Here is a 14,967-nt window from a genome sequence, read left to right as displayed (position 1 = left end):
CTATATTATTCCTCTTATTTCATCTAAACTTTTGATTTTTTCGGTCTTCATAAAAGCTTCCATGCCCTCTATAATTTCTATCATAGCTGTGGGATTAATAAGATTCATAGTTCCCACTTGAATAGCTCTTGCTCCCGCCATTATAAACTCTATGGCATCTTCAAAATTTCTAATACCTCCCATGCCTACGACAGGAATTTTAACAGCCCTGCTCACATCCCTCACCATTCTAAGGGCTATGGGTTTGATGGCAGGCCCTGAAAGTCCAGCTGTGATATTTTCAAATATGGGTTTTTTCTTATAAATATCAATCGCCAAAGCATTAAAGGTATTTACAAGAGAGAGGGCATCTGCTCCAGCAGCTTCGCAATATTTTGCCACTTCTACTAAATTATCGGCATTGGGACTGAGTTTTACCATGAGTTTTTTGTCTGTTACCTTTCGAACTTCAGATACAACCTTATAGGCCGATTCACATTTCATGCCAAAAGCCATGCCTCCAGCTTTTACATTGGGGCAGGAAATATTTAATTCGATAATATCAAAGCCCGGCCTTGAAAGAAGTCTCGCTCCCTCCACATACTCTTTGAGATTGTTGCCTCCAAGATTTACTATGATCTCAGTTCCATAGCCTTGCATGTGGCTAAGCTCATCCTTTATAAATTTTTCAATAGAAGGATTTTGGAGTCCTATGCTATTCATAAGGCCCGAGGCTGTTTCATGGATGCGGCGACCTCTATTGCCACTTTTTTCATGAAGGGTCAGCCCCTTGCTGGAAATCCCACCTAGTCTTGAGAGGTCTAGGCGATTTTCAAACTCCCTTCCAAATCCAAAGGTGCCAGAAGCGGCAATCACTGGATTTTTTAAAATTTTTCCACAAAGTTCTGTCTTAAGCAATAATATCTCCTCCTGAAAAGACTGGACCATGCTGGCAAACTCTTTTTTCTCCGGATCTCGTTTCGATATTGCATCCCAGACAAGCCCCAAAACCACAAGCCATGTGAGCTTCTAGCGATACCTGAGTCTTTTTTGGATCTACTAACTTCAAAAGGCTATAAAGCATTGAATTGGGCCCACAGCTATATATTTGTTCATAGTCCTCTATTTTTTTACTTTTCAAAAGCTCGACCACATTTCCATGAAATCCCTCCAAGCCCTTGTCGCTTGAGATATAAATTTTTTCAACAAGGGGTTTGAAGTCTTCCAAGGCATAGGATTCTTCTTGAAAACCTGCGTAAAAATCCACTTTTATTTTTCTTTTCTTGAGTTCTTTTGCAAGATATAAAAAGGGCGCCAGACCAACAGCACCAGAAACCATGGCAACTTTTTTATAGTTTCCTATCTCAAATCCATGCCCCAAGGGTCCCAAGACCTTAATCTCATCATTTTCTTTCAAGCTGGTTAAGATTTTGCTGCCCTTTCCTCTTTCTTGATACAAGAAGGAAAATTCTTCCTCCTTACAATCATGTAGGCTCAAGGGACGAGATAAAAGAGGGTAGTCTTGCCAAGCTCTAAGCATGTAAAACTGACCAGGCCTTGCATTTTCTCTGCCTTCAAGGGTGAGTTTATAAATTCCCCTTGCCATCTTTTCTCTTTTTTTAATCTTGTAGCTTTTGTAATTATTCTCCATAAATATCTCGTTTCATAGCTAGAACAGCCTCTCTTGCATAGTGGCCTATCTTGTCCTCTCCATCTTCATATTTTTTGAAGTTTGTAATTATTGCTCTAGACGAGTTGATGACTCCCATATTTAAATCCTCATCCAGATATTTTTTGACGACATCCGCCCTTCCTCCTTGGGCTCCATAACCCGGTATGAGGAAAAACATATCTTTAAATCTTTGCCTTATGTTTTTGGCCTCTTCTTCGTGAGTCGCACCCACTACAAGGCCGAGCGGACTTATATTTTTATCATTTTTTATACTTTCACTTATTTTTTTTAGGCCATCTCCTACCGTCATAAAAAGAGCCTCGCCCTTGTGATCTAACATTTCTATATCCTTGGCTCCAGGATTTGATGTCCTCAAAAGAACAAAAGCGCCTTTTTGACCGGACTCAAAATATGGAAGATATGGCTTTAGACTGTCAAAGCCCATGTAGGGGTTTAGGGTTATGATGTCAGCTTCAAAATCTCCTTCGAAGTGGGCCTTGGCATACATCTGACCTGTTGATGCTATGTCTGAGCGTTTTATATCTCCTATGCTTATGAGATTTTTGCTTTTTAAATATTTTAAAGTTTCTTTGTAGGCCATGAGCCCTTCTATGCCACAAGCTTCATAGTAAGCTATTTGCGGCTTAAAGCAAGAAACTAAATCAGAAGTCGCATCAATGATTCTCTTGTTGAAGTTAAATAGCTGGTCTTTAACGCTTAAATGACGGTCTGATTTTGGAATGTATTCAAGTTTTGTATCCAAGCCCACACATATATTAGATTTTTCCTTTACTCTGTTGTATAGGCTCTGCATTATACTAGTCATTCTTACTTACCTCGAGTAGATGGTCGCAATAGCGGCACTTGTAAATTTTATTTTTCGCATCAATAAGATCAAAAACATGTGGTATATCCCTTTCTACCGAGCTTATACATCTGGGGTTCTTGCATTTGAATACGCCGGTGAAGGATTTAGGAGTTTCAATTTCAATTTTTTCTGCAATTTTTTCGTCTTCTATGATGTTAATTGTCAATTGGTCATCTAAAACTCCCAGCACGTTAAGGTCCAAGTCGATGACATTTTGAATTTTAATCATGTCCTTTTTGCCGTATTTTTTAGAGTCTGCATTCATAATAAGGGCCACGGTATAGTCTGCAGTGTCTAGTTTTAGTAGCTTAAAAATTTCATATCCCTTGCCCGGTTTTATGTGATCTATCACAATTCCTCTTCTTATACTTGTAATACTAAGCATGGTTTTCAACTCCTAACATATGCATAATAAGCGACATTCTAACATACATTCCATTTTGAACTTGCTCGAAATATTTTGCCCTTTTGTCCTTGTCCACTTCGACTGCAATCTCATTTACACGAGGCAGGGGATGGAGGATGATGAGATCTTTTTTGGCATCTTCAATTTTTTCAGAATTTAGGATATAGGTGTCCTTCAAACGAACATAATCTTCTTCGTTGAAAAATCTTTCCTTTTGAACCCTTGTCATGTAAAGAATATCCAAATCTTTGATGTTTTCCTTCAAGTTGCTCACTTCTTCGTAATTTTTCTTGTCCTTGAAATTCATCATCTTTACATATTCTGGCAACTTCAGCTCCTCTGGTGAGATTAGCTTGAAGTGATTTCCCTCATACTTGCTAAGAGCAGAAATAAGCGAATGGACTGTTCGTCCGAATTTTAAGTCGCCACAAAATCCTATATTCAAGTGGTCGAAATGACCTAGGGTCTTATAGATTGTAAGTAAATCTGTCAGGGTTTGGGTCGGGTGAAAGTGTCCACCATCTCCTGCATTTATTATCGGCACTTTGGATACTTGGGCTGCTATTTGTGCAGAGCCTTCCTTGGGATGGCGCATGGCTATAATATCTGTATAACAAGATACTGTTCTTATTGTATCTGCCAAGGATTCTCCCTTTGATGTTGAGCTTGAGCTTGCTTCAGAAAATCCTATTACCCTGCCGCCCAGGCGGTTCATTGCTGCCTCAAAGCTGAGTCTAGTTCTTGTGGATGGCTCAAAAAAAAGAGCCCCTAGCAATTTTCCAATACAAACATTGGAATATTTCTCAGGACTCTCACTAATTGAAACACCAAGCGATAAAATAGAATTCAGTTGTTCTTCCGATAAATCATTATGGGAGATTAGATGTTTGATTTTTTCCATTTGCTTTTTCCTTTCTAAATTTCAGGTAAATACTCGCCTACAAATTTTCACTGGGAGTGATTCTAGCATAGTTTGCCCTCTGGGGCAAGCATAATTTTATTTTTTATGAAACTTTATAAGACCATAATTTTTAAAGTAAAAAATCTTTACTCTCTTGAAGTCCTCCTGCATTTTCCTAGAAGACACCCTTCCTTTTACTCTATCATTTTTAATTTTTTAAGAAGCTTTTAATTTTAAATTATGTAAAATCTCTTTCCACAATCAAAAACCCTTATATATAAATTATCCCCAACCTTATCCACATTATCCACAATCTCCTTGCCCTCTTGCTAATAAATTTTTTAAAACCTACAAATCTTGTAAATATCAGCTTTTTCCCTTTTAAATAAAGTTTTAGATTTTTAAAGTTTTTGCTGTCTGTGGAAAACTTGTGAAAATCAATAAATCTTTTTAAAGTTCTAAATTTACACAAGTTGGTCTTTTTTGTGAAAATGATAAAACCTTTTTTAAACTTTTAAATTTATTAAGTGGCATATCTAAAAATTTTCTAAAAGGCTTTTTGTATTCCGATACAAAAAAGGGAGGAATGAATCCTCCCTAAATGCTTATACTAATTTTTTAGCTTCTTCTATTGCCTTGTCAAAGTTTACTTCGTGAGTCACTTCAGGCACATATTCAACATACCTAACCTTGCCATCTCTATCTGCTACTACAATTCCTCTTGCTAGAAGCATCAATCCGTCAATCAAAAATCCGAATTTTTTGCCAAAGTCATTAGTCTTGTAATCAGATGCTATATCAGCGTTTTCTATGCCTTCTGCTGCACAAAATCTAGCTTGAGCGAAGGGAAGGTCTTCCGAAACAGTCAAAATCAAAACATCATCTGAAAGTTCGCTTGCTCTTTCGTTGAAAGTTCTAGTTTGAAGTGAGCAAACTCCTGTATCGATTGAAGGAACTATTGAATATATTACAATCTTACCTTTTAAATCTTTATTTGTAAGTGGACTAAGATCTCTCTTAGTAAGTTCGAAGTCTGGCACATTTGCGCCTACTTTAATTTCTTCGCCTATTAATTTTACTGGGTTTCCCCCGAATGTTACTTGCATTGTATTACCTCCTAATAAGATATATTTTATATACCCATCTTATCTAGTATTTTACACTCAAAATTTTTACTATTTTGAAAATTTTTCAAAAGTCTTGTCAAATTGACTTGAGCCACTCTGACCTATATCATAAGTTTTTCCATTTATTTTTAGATAGATACCCGATTTTGCCAATTCCCACTTCTTATTGGTGGTGTCATAGATATTTATAAAGGTCACTCCCAAGTCATTTTCCCTATCTTCTTCTATTTCTTTTCCTCTTATGAGTTTCAAATTTCTCAAAATTTTACGAACCTCTCCAGGGTCTTTTACCGTCTTCATATTGCCTTCTTGGAATTTTATAAATTCAACATAGGCGACATCTTTTCTATTAATTTTCAAAATACCCCTAGATAGGTTGATCTTATCTATTAGAAAAATAAAGAAGATTACCAAAACACAAAATATTAAGAGATTTCTCCTTCTAATTTTCTGCTTTTTTTTGTATTGTCTAACTTGCCTTGGTGTCATCTTGGTCATTGAATATTTAGCACCCCATTTAAAAATACATAGGCCCTTCCACCGACCTTAATTCTGCCAATTATACCGTCATCCGGGCAAAATTTAGCCGACAAATTGCTCTCTCTACCAGCCTCTAGTCCCTGAATGTGAGTCGATAGATTGGTCTTGTTTATTTTCTCTTTTACCAGATAATAAAGTGTGGCTCCTGTGCTGGTTCCAGATGCCATTTCCTCATCTATTCCTATTGCTGGAGAAAAAGTTCTTTGAAAAATTTCCTCTCCATCCTCACTTGTAAATACTTGGATTGATACGACTTCCAAATCCTTGGATAGCTTTTCCGCCAAAGCCCTATCAAGCTTTATATTTTCAAGGATCTCTTTTGTCTTTACAGGTACAACAAGACTAGATGAACCACATCTCACATATTTTGGCTCTACGTCATAGTTTGAAAGACCTATGTCGGACTCTTTTATACCAAGAGCCTTTGCTAAATCACTTTTAACATCAGTCTTTTCAAATGCCAAGTCTGTCATATACATATAGACTGACTCGACCTTTCCATCTTTATATATTATCTCTACATTTATTTTTCCAGAATCTGTGTGTTGTATTATGGTCTTTGTTCCAGATTCTTCAGCTGTAATATAGCCTTGTTCGGCAAGAGAGTAAAAAGTCGCAATCGTAGCATGGCCGCAGAGTTTAAGCTCTCTTTTTGGAGTGAAAAATCTGGTCTTATATCTCTCCCTGTCGAGCTTTTCCACAAAGACAGTCTCTGTTTGATTGAGATCTCTTGCTATATTTTGCATCTCACCCGTAGACAAGTCATCTGCAATTACAACTCCTGTGGTGTTACCCCTAAATGACCTGCTTGCAAAGGCATTTACAAGAAGCATATTAAATTGCCTTTTCAATAATCCTCACCTCCTAAAATCATCTCACTTATGCGTGAGAAATCTTCATCTCCGTAGCACTCAATTTTAAGAATTTGACTCTTTTTTCCCTTTTCCAAATAGACCTTGGTGCCAAGCTTGTCGGAAAGTTTTTCTAAAATATCCTCCAAAAAAATATCCCTATCTTTCTTGGTTTTTAAATTGTTTTTGTCTTTATCTTCTTTTGTATCATCTATCAGGATAAGAGTCTCCTTGACAGAAGAGCCTGATTTTATAATTCTAAGAGCATTTTTGTATTGCTGATCCTTATCCTCCACAGACAAGAGCAAAATCGCATGACCCTTGCTTATAAGACCTTCTTTTAAAAATTCCTGAACCCTTTCATCCAGCTTCAAAAGTCTCAAAGCATTGGATATATAAGGTCTGGATTTTCCGATGGTCTCTGCCAACTCCTGAATTGATATGTCATAAGAAGTCAAAATATCATCATAGCCCTTGGCCTCTTCAAGAGGACTTAGGTCCACCCTTTGTATGTTTTCAATTAGAGAAATTTTGTCGGCATCTTCTTGGGCCAAATCCTTTACTATAACTGGGAGTTTTTTTAAGCCAGCTAGTTTACTTGCTCTATACCTTCTTTCTCCCGCTATGATTATATACTTATCATCTTCTTTTTTAACTAGCAAGGGAGAAAGTAGACCGTATTGCAGAATTGAATCCCTTAAATTTTCCAGTTCTATTTGAGAAAAAACTTTTCTAGCTTGATTCGGGTTTGGATATATAGAATCTATGTTTACTTCTACTAAACTTTTGGGGTCCTTATCATCTCCTATCAGTTCTTCTACTTTTTCCTTGTCTTTTATAAAATTTTGTATTCCTCTACCCAGTCCTCTTTTTTTACTAGTCACGTTTCTTCTCCTTTCTTAAAAATTCCTTAGCCAAATTTTTATAGGCCTTGGCCCCCTTGCTGGGGCTATCATATCTCAAGACACTCATGCCAAAAGAAGGTGCCTCTGCCAATCTGACATTTCTCGGTATGAGCGTTTGATAAACTTTTTTGTCGAAAAATTTCTCAACTTCAGCTCTGACATCTAAGGCCAAATTATTTCTGCCATCAAACATGCACAAAAGCACTCCCTCTATTTCAAGGTCCTTGTTAAAGTTGTTTTTAATTAAATTTATAGTAGACATGAGTTGGCCCACACCTTCTAGGGCATAGTATTCGCATTGCACAGGAATTATTATTGAATCAGAAGCGCTAAGAGCAATTATGGAAAGCACTCCCAAAGACGGCGGACAATCTATAAAGATATAATCAAACTCATCTTTTATGGTCTCCAAATTGTCTTTTAAAAGAAATTGCCACTTATCCATTTGTGCAAGTTCTATCTCTATACCAGCCAATTCTAAACCAGAAGGCAGTATCCAAACATTTTTTTCTTCACTTTTTACTGTCACATTTTTCTTATCTATTAAAAAATCATAGATGTTGTCTTCCCTATGTCTTTCAATTCCAAGACCCGATGTCGCATTTGCTTGGGGATCCATATCTATTATTAAAATCTTTTTTCTTCTCAAGCCCAAAGCACAAGCTAGATTTATAGTGCTTGTGGTCTTTCCAACGCCGCCTTTTTGATTAAAGACGGTGATTACTTTAGTCATTTTTTCACCTCTTTGTTTATTATACTTGCTTTTAAATTTATTTAAAAGCGTTTCACGTGAAACGCACGAATTTATTTTTTGTTTTTTATTTGTGCCGCATTTAATTTTGCCACCTATTATGTATGAGGATTTTTAAAAATTTTTATTCTTTTATAAGTTCTTTGTTGTCTTGTAAGTTTTTTTGATTTTATTTTAAAACACAAAAACCGTTTCACGTGAAACGGTTTTTTATTTTTCTTTTTAGTATTTGTTTGTGTCTTTGTTAATAATTTTTATAGTAAAACTTTTTCTAAGTTATTTTGTTTTCTTTAAAAGTGTATATTAATTTTATCTGTACTTAAAAATTTTTTTGCTAACTTTTTAATCTTTTTTTAGATTGCTTGTGTCGATTCCAAGTTCTTCAAAGAGATTTAGCCAATCATTTTTATCGGTGTCTTCTGCGTTTTTGGTATCCTCGTTTACTTTTTCGAGTGTATCTCTATCAAGCTTGCTCTCTCCTAGGGGGTAGACCACATTATTCTCTTGATATATGTGCCTTCTTAAAAGATATACATAAGACATGGTGTTTGCTATTATGTGAAGTTTATTAAGAGCTGATGGGTCTTTTTCGTAGTTTTCTATGGCATCTTCTAGGATCATAACTGTTGCCCTTGCCATTTGATGCTCTGCAAGCATGCCGTATTGGATTACTTTTTGAGCTGCCTGACCTAGATTGGCGCTCATCTCTTTAAATAAGAAATCTTCCTCCTTGCCATGGTGCTTTTTATCGGCATAATTTCTTATAAAATATATAGCCCTTTTGAAAAAGTCTGGATTTAATTTCTTACCTTCTAAAATATCCACACATTCTTTTTCTACTATATCCAAAAATTTTGAAATATTTTCATGTTCTTTTACTAAAACATCTATACAGTACATTTTACCTCCTTAATATCAGACGAATCTATATAGTTTAAATTATAAGACTTGCATAAACCTTTCACAAAGTTATTTCTCAATTCTCTATAAATAACGCCTTTATCTTTCCAGAATTTTGAATGTATTTCTAGATTCTCCCTCCAGGCAATCCCATCCTCATTCTCTTTTAAAAGTTCCAAGGCCCTATCACAGGGCATCCCATCTAAAAATCTCTCATTTAGTTTTTCAAAGACTTGAATAGGTTTTTCGATTTGTTTACCTTCCTCTAGTCCCAGCTTATAAAAATAATTTTTTATATCGTCTAAATTATTTTTTTCAAGAATTAAATCCACAGTCTTTGCAAGACCAAGCTCCACTATGGAGATATTTTGATTTATCCATCCATGAATGTTTTCTAAATTTATGATATCTTCCAAGTTTCCCTCTTCAAGGCTACCAGCGTATCTCAAAACTTCTTCTCTTTTTTCCTCGAGGTCAAATTTTTCCAAAAGGTCTCTATTTATCCAATCTAAATATTTGATTTTATTGTACATAAAATAATGAATTGCTGACAAAAATCTGCTCATACTCTCTCCTTTTCTTTTATGAGTAGAGTATATTACAAAAGCTTAAATAAATCTGTGACATTTGCCACACTTTTAAGTCTTAAAAACTTATTCCCGTATCTCTTGTTTACAATAAAAAAAACAGATCAAATTTTCGATCTGTTTTAGTTTAAAATTCAAAATCTCAATATTCTCTTTCTTTTTGAATGACAACCTTTCTGTAAGGATCTTTTCCTTCTGAATGGGTTGATACTCCTTCAAAAGATTGAAGAGCTGAGTGAATGATTCTTCTTTCAGCAGCATTCATAGGTTCTAGTCTTATTGATCTTCCAGATTTCACGACCTTATCAGCCATTCTTTCAGCAAGCTCCACTAGAGTATTTTCTCTCTTTTTTCTATAACCTGATGCATCGACTATAACCCTTATATAGGTTTGTGACACCTTGTTTACAAGTAGAGAGAGCAGATATTGAATCGAATCCAGAGTCACTCCTCTTTTTCCGATTACAATTCCCAATTTTTCCTCATCACCTAAGATGTTTATATTTAGAAAGTTGTCCACTCTTTCAATTTCTACTTCATATTCAATTCCAAGATTTGATAAAACTTTATTCAAAAATCCAAAGACTACTGAATCTATCTTAGCTTCTTCATCCTCTTCTTCTCTTTCTATCTCATTTTCTAAAACTTCTATTTTTTCTTCAATTTCTTCTTCTAAGTCATCAGAAGTTTCAGATTCTTGGCTCTTCTCTCTTTCCTTTTTTTCTTGGAAAATTTCTTTTACAATATCCTTAGCATCTTGAATTACAGTCACCTTTACAGTAGCTTCCTTGCTACCTATAAGGCCAAAAAAGCCCTTGCTTGGTTCTTCTATAATTTCGACTTCGACTTCACTTTCATTTTTTCCAAGTTCAATAAGAGCCTCATTAACAGCTTCTTCAACAGTCTTAGCTGTCTTTATCAGGTACATCTTTATCCTCCTCGGTCTTTTTTATAACCATATTGGTAATTTGTTGTTGTAAAACTTGGAATAAGTTTGAAACAATCCAATAGATTACAAGTGCAGCAGCAAATCTCCTACCCATCATGAAGATCATAACAGGCATCACGAGCATCATTGTATTCATCATACTCTTGCCCTGGTCCATACCTTGACTTTCATTTGCCTTTTGAGCCAAGTAACTCGAAAGGAAGGTCGAAAGACCTGCTAAAAATGGCAAGATCACGCTTGGATCGGGATTATCTATATTGGAGATGTAGAAAAAATTCTTTTGAATTGAATCATACATTCCCGCTTCTTTAAAGATATATTGAGCCGGATACATAAACACCCTATAAAAAGCGATAAGTACCACTAGGGTAAATATCATAGGCAAGCATCCTCCCAACATTGAGTAATTAGAATCCTTGTAGAGCTGTTGTTGTTTTTGTGCAAGAGTTTGGGGATCGTGTTTGTATTTTTGCTTTAGCTTTTCAATTTCTGGCTGCAAAATAGCCATCTTCTTTTGGTTTTTAATTTGAGAAAAGCTAAGAGGCAACATAACCAGCTTGAGAATCAGCGTTGCAAGAACTATAGATATTGCAAAAAATGATACAGAACTAGGCTCTGCAAAGGCTCCTTGAAGCCCATCATAGATTGCCCTTACAAACATTCCCAAGACATTTCTTAGTAATTCCATTTATCCTCCTATGGTAAGGGATCATATCCTCCCTTAGAAAATGGATGACATCTTAAAATTCTTCTTATCAAGAGATAGCTTCCCTTAAAAAATCCGTATTTTTCGTAAGCCTCTTTACCATACTGGCTACAAGTCGGTCTAAATCGACAATGAGCTCCTGGAAAAATATAAGGTGAAATAATTTTTTGATAAAATTTTATTAAAATCAACATGAAATTTTTAGGCAAATCCATCATAAATTTCAATATAATCACCTCTTAAATTTTTTTAAGCCACCCCTTATAACGTGAACAAAAGAGCCCTCCAATTCTTTATAAGAAATATCTACGCAGCTTTTTTTTACTACAATTACCCCATCGACTCCCAAATTCAAAATATCCTTATATTGTCTATATATGGACTTGAGCCTTCTTTTTAGCAAGTTTCTAGTAACGGCATTGCCGACCTTTTTAGAAATGGAAAATCCCAATCTAGGATGACCCATTCTATTTTTTTTCATGTAAAAAGTGAGGTTTCTGTTTCCGAAAATATTTCTCTTTCCATAAACCGAATCAAAGTCTCGACTCTTTTTCAAATAGATGTCCTTATCCATAACTTATGCGGAAAGTCTCTTTCTACCCTTTCTTCTTCTAGCCTTCAAAACAGCACGACCGTTTTTAGTTCTCATTCTAGCTCTAAAACCGTGTTCTCTTTTTCTAGACTTATTTTTTGGTTGAAATGTTCTTTTCACATTTATCCCTCCTTTCGTAAAGCTAACTAGTATTATATTGACCACCAGACCCTTATGTCAAGTTTTTTGTCTACAAATACCACTTTTTTAAGGATTTTTTGACAAATTTGCCTGTGGATACTTTGTTGATAAGTTTTTGGCTTTTTGATAAAATAATTGTGGATAAATTTGCTTTTTACAAGCAATTATACTTAATTTTTATAAACAACCTGTTTATACTTTGTGGATAAGTCACTTTTTAAGCTGCAATAATTTTGTTGATTATAAAGATGTTTTCCACATCACTACAAAAGAGGAGGGCTATTTCAATATGGAAATGGACGGGCTATTTTCTAAAATAATGAAAATAATAGAAAAAAATTCCATGAACCCGGCGACTTATCACACCTGGTTTTCTAAATTAAAATACAAGTCCATAGATTATGATAAAAATATTTTTGCAATGACTGTTCCCACAGCTTTTATTTCAACTTATTTAAACAACACTCCCAAGCATTTCAAACTCATAAAAGATTCTGTTAGGGAAGTCACAGGTGTAGATTTTGAGATAAAAATTTCAACAGATGATCAAGAAGATTTTGACATCAAAGATTCTCTACATATAAAAAAGGAAGATATTTTTAGAAATTTTTCAAGGCTCAACGAAAAATACACCTTCGATACATTCGTAGTTGGAAAATCAAACGAATTTGCCAGGGCAATCTCCCTTCAAGTAGCTGAAAATTATGACGACCCTTCTAGAGTGCAGGCCAACCCTCTTTTTATATATGGTGGAGTTGGACTTGGTAAAACTCACCTTATGCAGGCCATAGGTCATTTTTATTTGGAACAAGACCCGAACAAAAAAGTTCTCTATGTCACAAGTGAGCAGTTTACAAACGAACTCATAAATTCAATTCAAAAGGGAACTAATGAAAAATTTCGACAAAAATACCGATCTGTCGACCTTCTTCTAATAGATGATATCCAATTTATAGCTGACAAAGACACCACTCAGGAGGAGTTTTTTAATACCTTTAACGAACTTCACTCCAGAAATAAACAGATAGTCTTGACATCTGATAAGCCTCCCAAGGAAATCAAAAAACTAGAAGAAAGACTTATTTCAAGATTTGCCTGGGGCATTGTTGTGGATATAGGCCCGCCAGATTTGGAAACTAGAATAGCCATTTTGAGAAATAAGGCCGATTCAGAAGGCTTTGAAGTGGATGCAGAAATCATAAATTTAATAGCTGAAAATGTCAGAAGCAACATCAGAGAGCTAGAGGGAGCTCTTTCTAGTATCATAGCCTATTCCAAGCTTGTAAATGGAAATATCTCAACAGATATAGCCAAGATAGTATTAAAAGATTTGATAGATTCCAAAAAGAAAAAAGTCATAAATTCGGACTATATAAAGCAAGTTGTAGCAAAAGAATTTCAAATCTCGGTTCAAGATCTAAACTCCAAAAAGAGGACAGCAAACATAGCCTTCCCGAGGCAAATTGCCATGTATATAACAAGAGAACTAACTGAACTATCTCTTCCTAGAATAGGAGAGGAGTTTGGAGGAAGAGATCACTCAACTGTAATTCACGCCATAGATAAGATAAGTAAAAATATGGAAGAATCTACGGAATTTAAAGTAAAAATAAAGCAGATTTTGGCAAAAATAAAATCCTAATGTGGATAAAAATAAACTTATAAAAAACTTATCCACAACTTATCCAAATAAAAAAGTTCTACTTTTTATTATTTGATGGACTTATTAACAAATCAACAAGTACTACTACTATTACTAAATATATATCTATTATATCTAGGAGGAACAATGAATTTCAAAATAAATAAAATTTCCTTAAATCAAGCTATATCAACAGTACAAAAAGCAATCTCGACTAGGACAACAGATCCTCTACTAGAAGGCATCTATGTAAGAGTAAAAGACAATACCATAACTCTTTTCGCAACTGACAACATAATAAGTATAGTTACAAAAATAGAATGCAAGTCCACAGAAGATGGGGAATTTGTTGTAGCATCCAAACTTTTCGGAGACATCATAAGAAAGCTACCAGACGCCTTAATAGACATCACTGTTGACAAAAATATGATGAATATAAAATGCGAAAAGTCAAAATTCAACATAAGCATTCACTCAGCATCAGGTTTTCCTGAAATACCTTCCATAAGCGGAAGTCAAAGTTTCACAATGGATTGCCAAGAACTAAAGACAGCCATAAGGCAGACAAGTTTTGCGGTTTCACAAGATGAAATAAGAAAGACCTTCACCGGTGTTCTTATGCACATAAAAAAAGACCATATAAATTTTGTAGCCCTAGATGGTTTTAGATTGGCCCTAAAAAGGGTTGACTTACAAGTGGATTTAGAAGAAAAATCAATCATACCGGCAAGATCGCTTACAGAGCTTTCAAAAATCTTGCCGGAAGAAGGAGAAGTAAAAATCATAACAAGTCTAAATGCAATTTCCTTTGAAAGTGAGTCTACTTGCCTTTATTCGACCTTACTAGCAGGTGAATTCTTTTCTTATGATGAGCTAATAAGAAAAGACCATGATTTAGTCGCCAAGGTCATAAGAAGAGAACTCATAAATTCATTAGAAAGAGCGTCTTTACTTGCAAAAGAAGAAAGAGCCAATCTTGTGAGAGTTGAAATAAAAGACCAAATACTAAATATATCTTCCAATTCAGAAATAGGAGATGTAAAAGAAGATATTTTCTGTCAAATGGAAGGCAGGGAAATACAAATAGCCTTCAACTCCAAATACCTTCTAGACGGATTAAAAATAATGGAAGACGAAGAAGTAAGGCTAAACTTCATAGATTCAGTAAATCCTCTTATCATAAAAGGAGTAGATGATGAGTCCTACCTCTACTTAGTATTACCAGTGAGGTTGGCAGGATGATCGAATTTAAGCTGGAAACAGAATATATAAAGCTCCAAGACCTCTTAAAAGTCTTAAATCTAGTTTACTCTGGTGGAGAAGCAAAACAATTAATCTTAGAAGGGCTAGTCAAGGTAAATGGAGAAATCTGTACCATGAGAGGTAAAAAACTAAGACCCAAAGACAAGGTTCTTTTTGAAAATCAAGAAATACTAATAAAATAGGTGGA

At 35.0% G+C, this 14,967-nt stretch carries 20 protein-coding genes; 3 read left to right on the top strand and 17 right to left on the bottom strand.

Going from position 1 to position 14,967, the window contains the following annotated elements:
• From LV469_06840 to rpmH, 17 genes are all read right to left on the bottom strand, one after another.
• A complete protein-coding gene (locus tag LV469_06840) occupies positions 1-897 on the bottom strand; it encodes a dihydroorotate dehydrogenase (protein UHR02358.1) in 897 nt (298 codons plus the stop codon).
• On the bottom strand, positions 890-1,630 hold the full coding sequence (locus LV469_06835) for a dihydroorotate dehydrogenase electron transfer subunit (protein UHR02357.1): 741 nt from the start codon (positions 1,628-1,630) through the stop codon (positions 890-892). Before LV469_06835 ends, LV469_06840 begins: the two co-directional genes overlap by 8 nt.
• Entirely contained in the window at positions 1,620-2,477 is an 858-nt protein-coding gene (gene pyrF, locus LV469_06830) for an orotidine-5'-phosphate decarboxylase (GenBank protein ID UHR02356.1), read from the bottom strand. The genes LV469_06835 and pyrF overlap by 11 nt, the downstream gene beginning before the upstream one ends.
• On the bottom strand, positions 2,470-2,904 hold the full coding sequence (locus LV469_06825; protein UHR02355.1) for an aspartate carbamoyltransferase regulatory subunit: 435 nt from the start codon (positions 2,902-2,904) through the stop codon (positions 2,470-2,472). The genes pyrF and LV469_06825 overlap by 8 nt, the downstream gene beginning before the upstream one ends.
• Positions 2,897-3,826, bottom strand: coding sequence for an aspartate carbamoyltransferase (gene pyrB / locus LV469_06820; protein ID UHR02354.1), 930 nt, complete (start codon positions 3,824-3,826; stop codon positions 2,897-2,899). Before pyrB ends, LV469_06825 begins: the two co-directional genes overlap by 8 nt.
• A gap of 605 nt (positions 3,827-4,431) precedes the next feature.
• Positions 4,432-4,932: a thiol peroxidase gene (gene tpx, locus LV469_06815; protein UHR02353.1), complete on the bottom strand. Its 501-nt coding sequence runs from the start codon at positions 4,930-4,932 to the stop codon at positions 4,432-4,434.
• 69 nt (positions 4,933-5,001) lie between these two features.
• Positions 5,002-5,313: a hypothetical protein gene (locus LV469_06810; protein ID UHR02352.1), complete on the bottom strand. Its 312-nt coding sequence runs from the start codon at positions 5,311-5,313 to the stop codon at positions 5,002-5,004.
• A gap of 134 nt (positions 5,314-5,447) precedes the next feature.
• Positions 5,448-6,344, bottom strand: coding sequence for a PhzF family phenazine biosynthesis protein (locus tag LV469_06805; protein UHR02351.1), 897 nt, complete (start codon positions 6,342-6,344; stop codon positions 5,448-5,450).
• Complete coding sequence (locus tag LV469_06800) at positions 6,341-7,228, bottom strand: ParB/RepB/Spo0J family partition protein (protein ID UHR02350.1); 888 nt, start codon at positions 7,226-7,228, stop codon at positions 6,341-6,343. The genes LV469_06805 and LV469_06800 overlap by 4 nt, the downstream gene beginning before the upstream one ends.
• Entirely contained in the window at positions 7,221-7,982 is a 762-nt protein-coding gene (locus LV469_06795; GenBank protein UHR02349.1) for a ParA family protein, read from the bottom strand. Before LV469_06795 ends, LV469_06800 begins: the two co-directional genes overlap by 8 nt.
• A gap of 360 nt (positions 7,983-8,342) precedes the next feature.
• Positions 8,343-8,900 (bottom strand): hemerythrin domain-containing protein, encoded by a 558-nt coding sequence (locus LV469_06790; protein UHR02348.1) that lies wholly within the window; start codon positions 8,898-8,900, stop codon positions 8,343-8,345.
• Positions 8,888-9,466: a hypothetical protein gene (locus LV469_06785; GenBank protein ID UHR02347.1), complete on the bottom strand. Its 579-nt coding sequence runs from the start codon at positions 9,464-9,466 to the stop codon at positions 8,888-8,890. Before LV469_06785 ends, LV469_06790 begins: the two co-directional genes overlap by 13 nt.
• Before the next feature lie 163 nt (positions 9,467-9,629).
• On the bottom strand, positions 9,630-10,415 hold the full coding sequence (locus LV469_06780; protein UHR02346.1) for a protein jag: 786 nt from the start codon (positions 10,413-10,415) through the stop codon (positions 9,630-9,632).
• A complete protein-coding gene (locus tag LV469_06775; protein UHR02345.1) occupies positions 10,393-11,124 on the bottom strand; it encodes a YidC/Oxa1 family membrane protein insertase in 732 nt (243 codons plus the stop codon). Before LV469_06775 ends, LV469_06780 begins: the two co-directional genes overlap by 23 nt.
• A gap of 8 nt (positions 11,125-11,132) precedes the next feature.
• A complete protein-coding gene (gene yidD, locus LV469_06770; protein UHR03597.1) occupies positions 11,133-11,360 on the bottom strand; it encodes a membrane protein insertion efficiency factor YidD in 228 nt (75 codons plus the stop codon).
• A 14-nt stretch (positions 11,361-11,374) separates the two neighbouring features.
• Positions 11,375-11,698 (bottom strand): ribonuclease P protein component, encoded by a 324-nt coding sequence (gene rnpA, locus LV469_06765; GenBank protein ID UHR02344.1) that lies wholly within the window; start codon positions 11,696-11,698, stop codon positions 11,375-11,377.
• A gap of 21 nt (positions 11,699-11,719) precedes the next feature.
• Positions 11,720-11,854 carry a 50S ribosomal protein L34 gene (gene rpmH / locus LV469_06760; GenBank protein ID UHR02343.1) on the bottom strand — a complete coding sequence of 45 codons (135 nt, stop codon included), beginning with the start codon at positions 11,852-11,854 and terminating at the stop codon, positions 11,720-11,722.
• Positions 11,855-12,164: 310 nt separating this feature from the next.
• Between rpmH and dnaA the strand changes: the two genes are divergently transcribed.
• The 3 genes from dnaA to LV469_06745 all read left to right on the top strand — a co-directional run bounded on the left by dnaA (position 12,165) and on the right by LV469_06745 (position 14,962).
• Positions 12,165-13,517: a chromosomal replication initiator protein DnaA gene (dnaA, locus tag LV469_06755; protein ID UHR02342.1), complete on the top strand. Its 1,353-nt coding sequence runs from the start codon at positions 12,165-12,167 to the stop codon at positions 13,515-13,517.
• A gap of 147 nt (positions 13,518-13,664) precedes the next feature.
• Positions 13,665-14,759 (top strand): DNA polymerase III subunit beta, encoded by a 1,095-nt coding sequence (dnaN, locus tag LV469_06750; protein ID UHR02341.1) that lies wholly within the window; start codon positions 13,665-13,667, stop codon positions 14,757-14,759.
• Positions 14,756-14,962, top strand: a complete 207-nt coding sequence (locus LV469_06745; GenBank protein UHR02340.1) for an RNA-binding S4 domain-containing protein — start codon at positions 14,756-14,758, stop codon at positions 14,960-14,962. The genes dnaN and LV469_06745 overlap by 4 nt, the downstream gene beginning before the upstream one ends.
• Positions 14,963-14,967 lie beyond the last annotated feature (5 nt).

This window comes from Peptoniphilus sp. GNH (assembly GCA_021307325.1).
Classification (GTDB): Bacteria; Bacillota; Clostridia; order Tissierellales; family Peptoniphilaceae; genus KA00134.
Note: the sequence above shows the minus strand (reverse complement) of the source record. Positions and strands in the feature narration are given on the sequence as shown.

Excerpts from the sequence above, each read along its gene's own strand:
- LV469_06775 (UHR02345.1), bottom strand. The coding sequence starts at position 11,124 with ATGGAATTACTAAGAAATGTCTTGGGAATGTTTGTAAGGGCAATCTAT.
- dnaA (UHR02342.1), top strand. The coding sequence starts at position 12,165 with ATGGAAATGGACGGGCTATTTTCTAAAATAATGAAAATAATAGAAAAA.
- LV469_06790 (UHR02348.1), bottom strand. The coding sequence starts at position 8,900 with ATGTACTGTATAGATGTTTTAGTAAAAGAACATGAAAATATTTCAAAA.
- pyrF (UHR02356.1), bottom strand. The coding sequence starts at position 2,477 with ATGACTAGTATAATGCAGAGCCTATACAACAGAGTAAAGGAAAAATCT.
- LV469_06745 (UHR02340.1), top strand. The coding sequence starts at position 14,756 with ATGATCGAATTTAAGCTGGAAACAGAATATATAAAGCTCCAAGACCTC.
- tpx (UHR02353.1), bottom strand. The coding sequence starts at position 4,932 with ATGCAAGTAACATTCGGGGGAAACCCAGTAAAATTAATAGGCGAAGAA.
- LV469_06785 (UHR02347.1), bottom strand. The coding sequence starts at position 9,466 with ATGAGCAGATTTTTGTCAGCAATTCATTATTTTATGTACAATAAAATC.
- LV469_06825 (UHR02355.1), bottom strand. The coding sequence starts at position 2,904 with ATGCTTAGTATTACAAGTATAAGAAGAGGAATTGTGATAGATCACATA.
- yidD (UHR03597.1), bottom strand. The coding sequence starts at position 11,360 with ATGATGGATTTGCCTAAAAATTTCATGTTGATTTTAATAAAATTTTAT.
- LV469_06780 (UHR02346.1), bottom strand. The coding sequence starts at position 10,415 with ATGTACCTGATAAAGACAGCTAAGACTGTTGAAGAAGCTGTTAATGAG.
- LV469_06835 (UHR02357.1), bottom strand. The coding sequence starts at position 1,630 with ATGGAGAATAATTACAAAAGCTACAAGATTAAAAAAAGAGAAAAGATG.
- pyrB (UHR02354.1), bottom strand. The coding sequence starts at position 3,826 with ATGGAAAAAATCAAACATCTAATCTCCCATAATGATTTATCGGAAGAA.
- dnaN (UHR02341.1), top strand. The coding sequence starts at position 13,665 with ATGAATTTCAAAATAAATAAAATTTCCTTAAATCAAGCTATATCAACA.
- LV469_06795 (UHR02349.1), bottom strand. The coding sequence starts at position 7,982 with ATGACTAAAGTAATCACCGTCTTTAATCAAAAAGGCGGCGTTGGAAAG.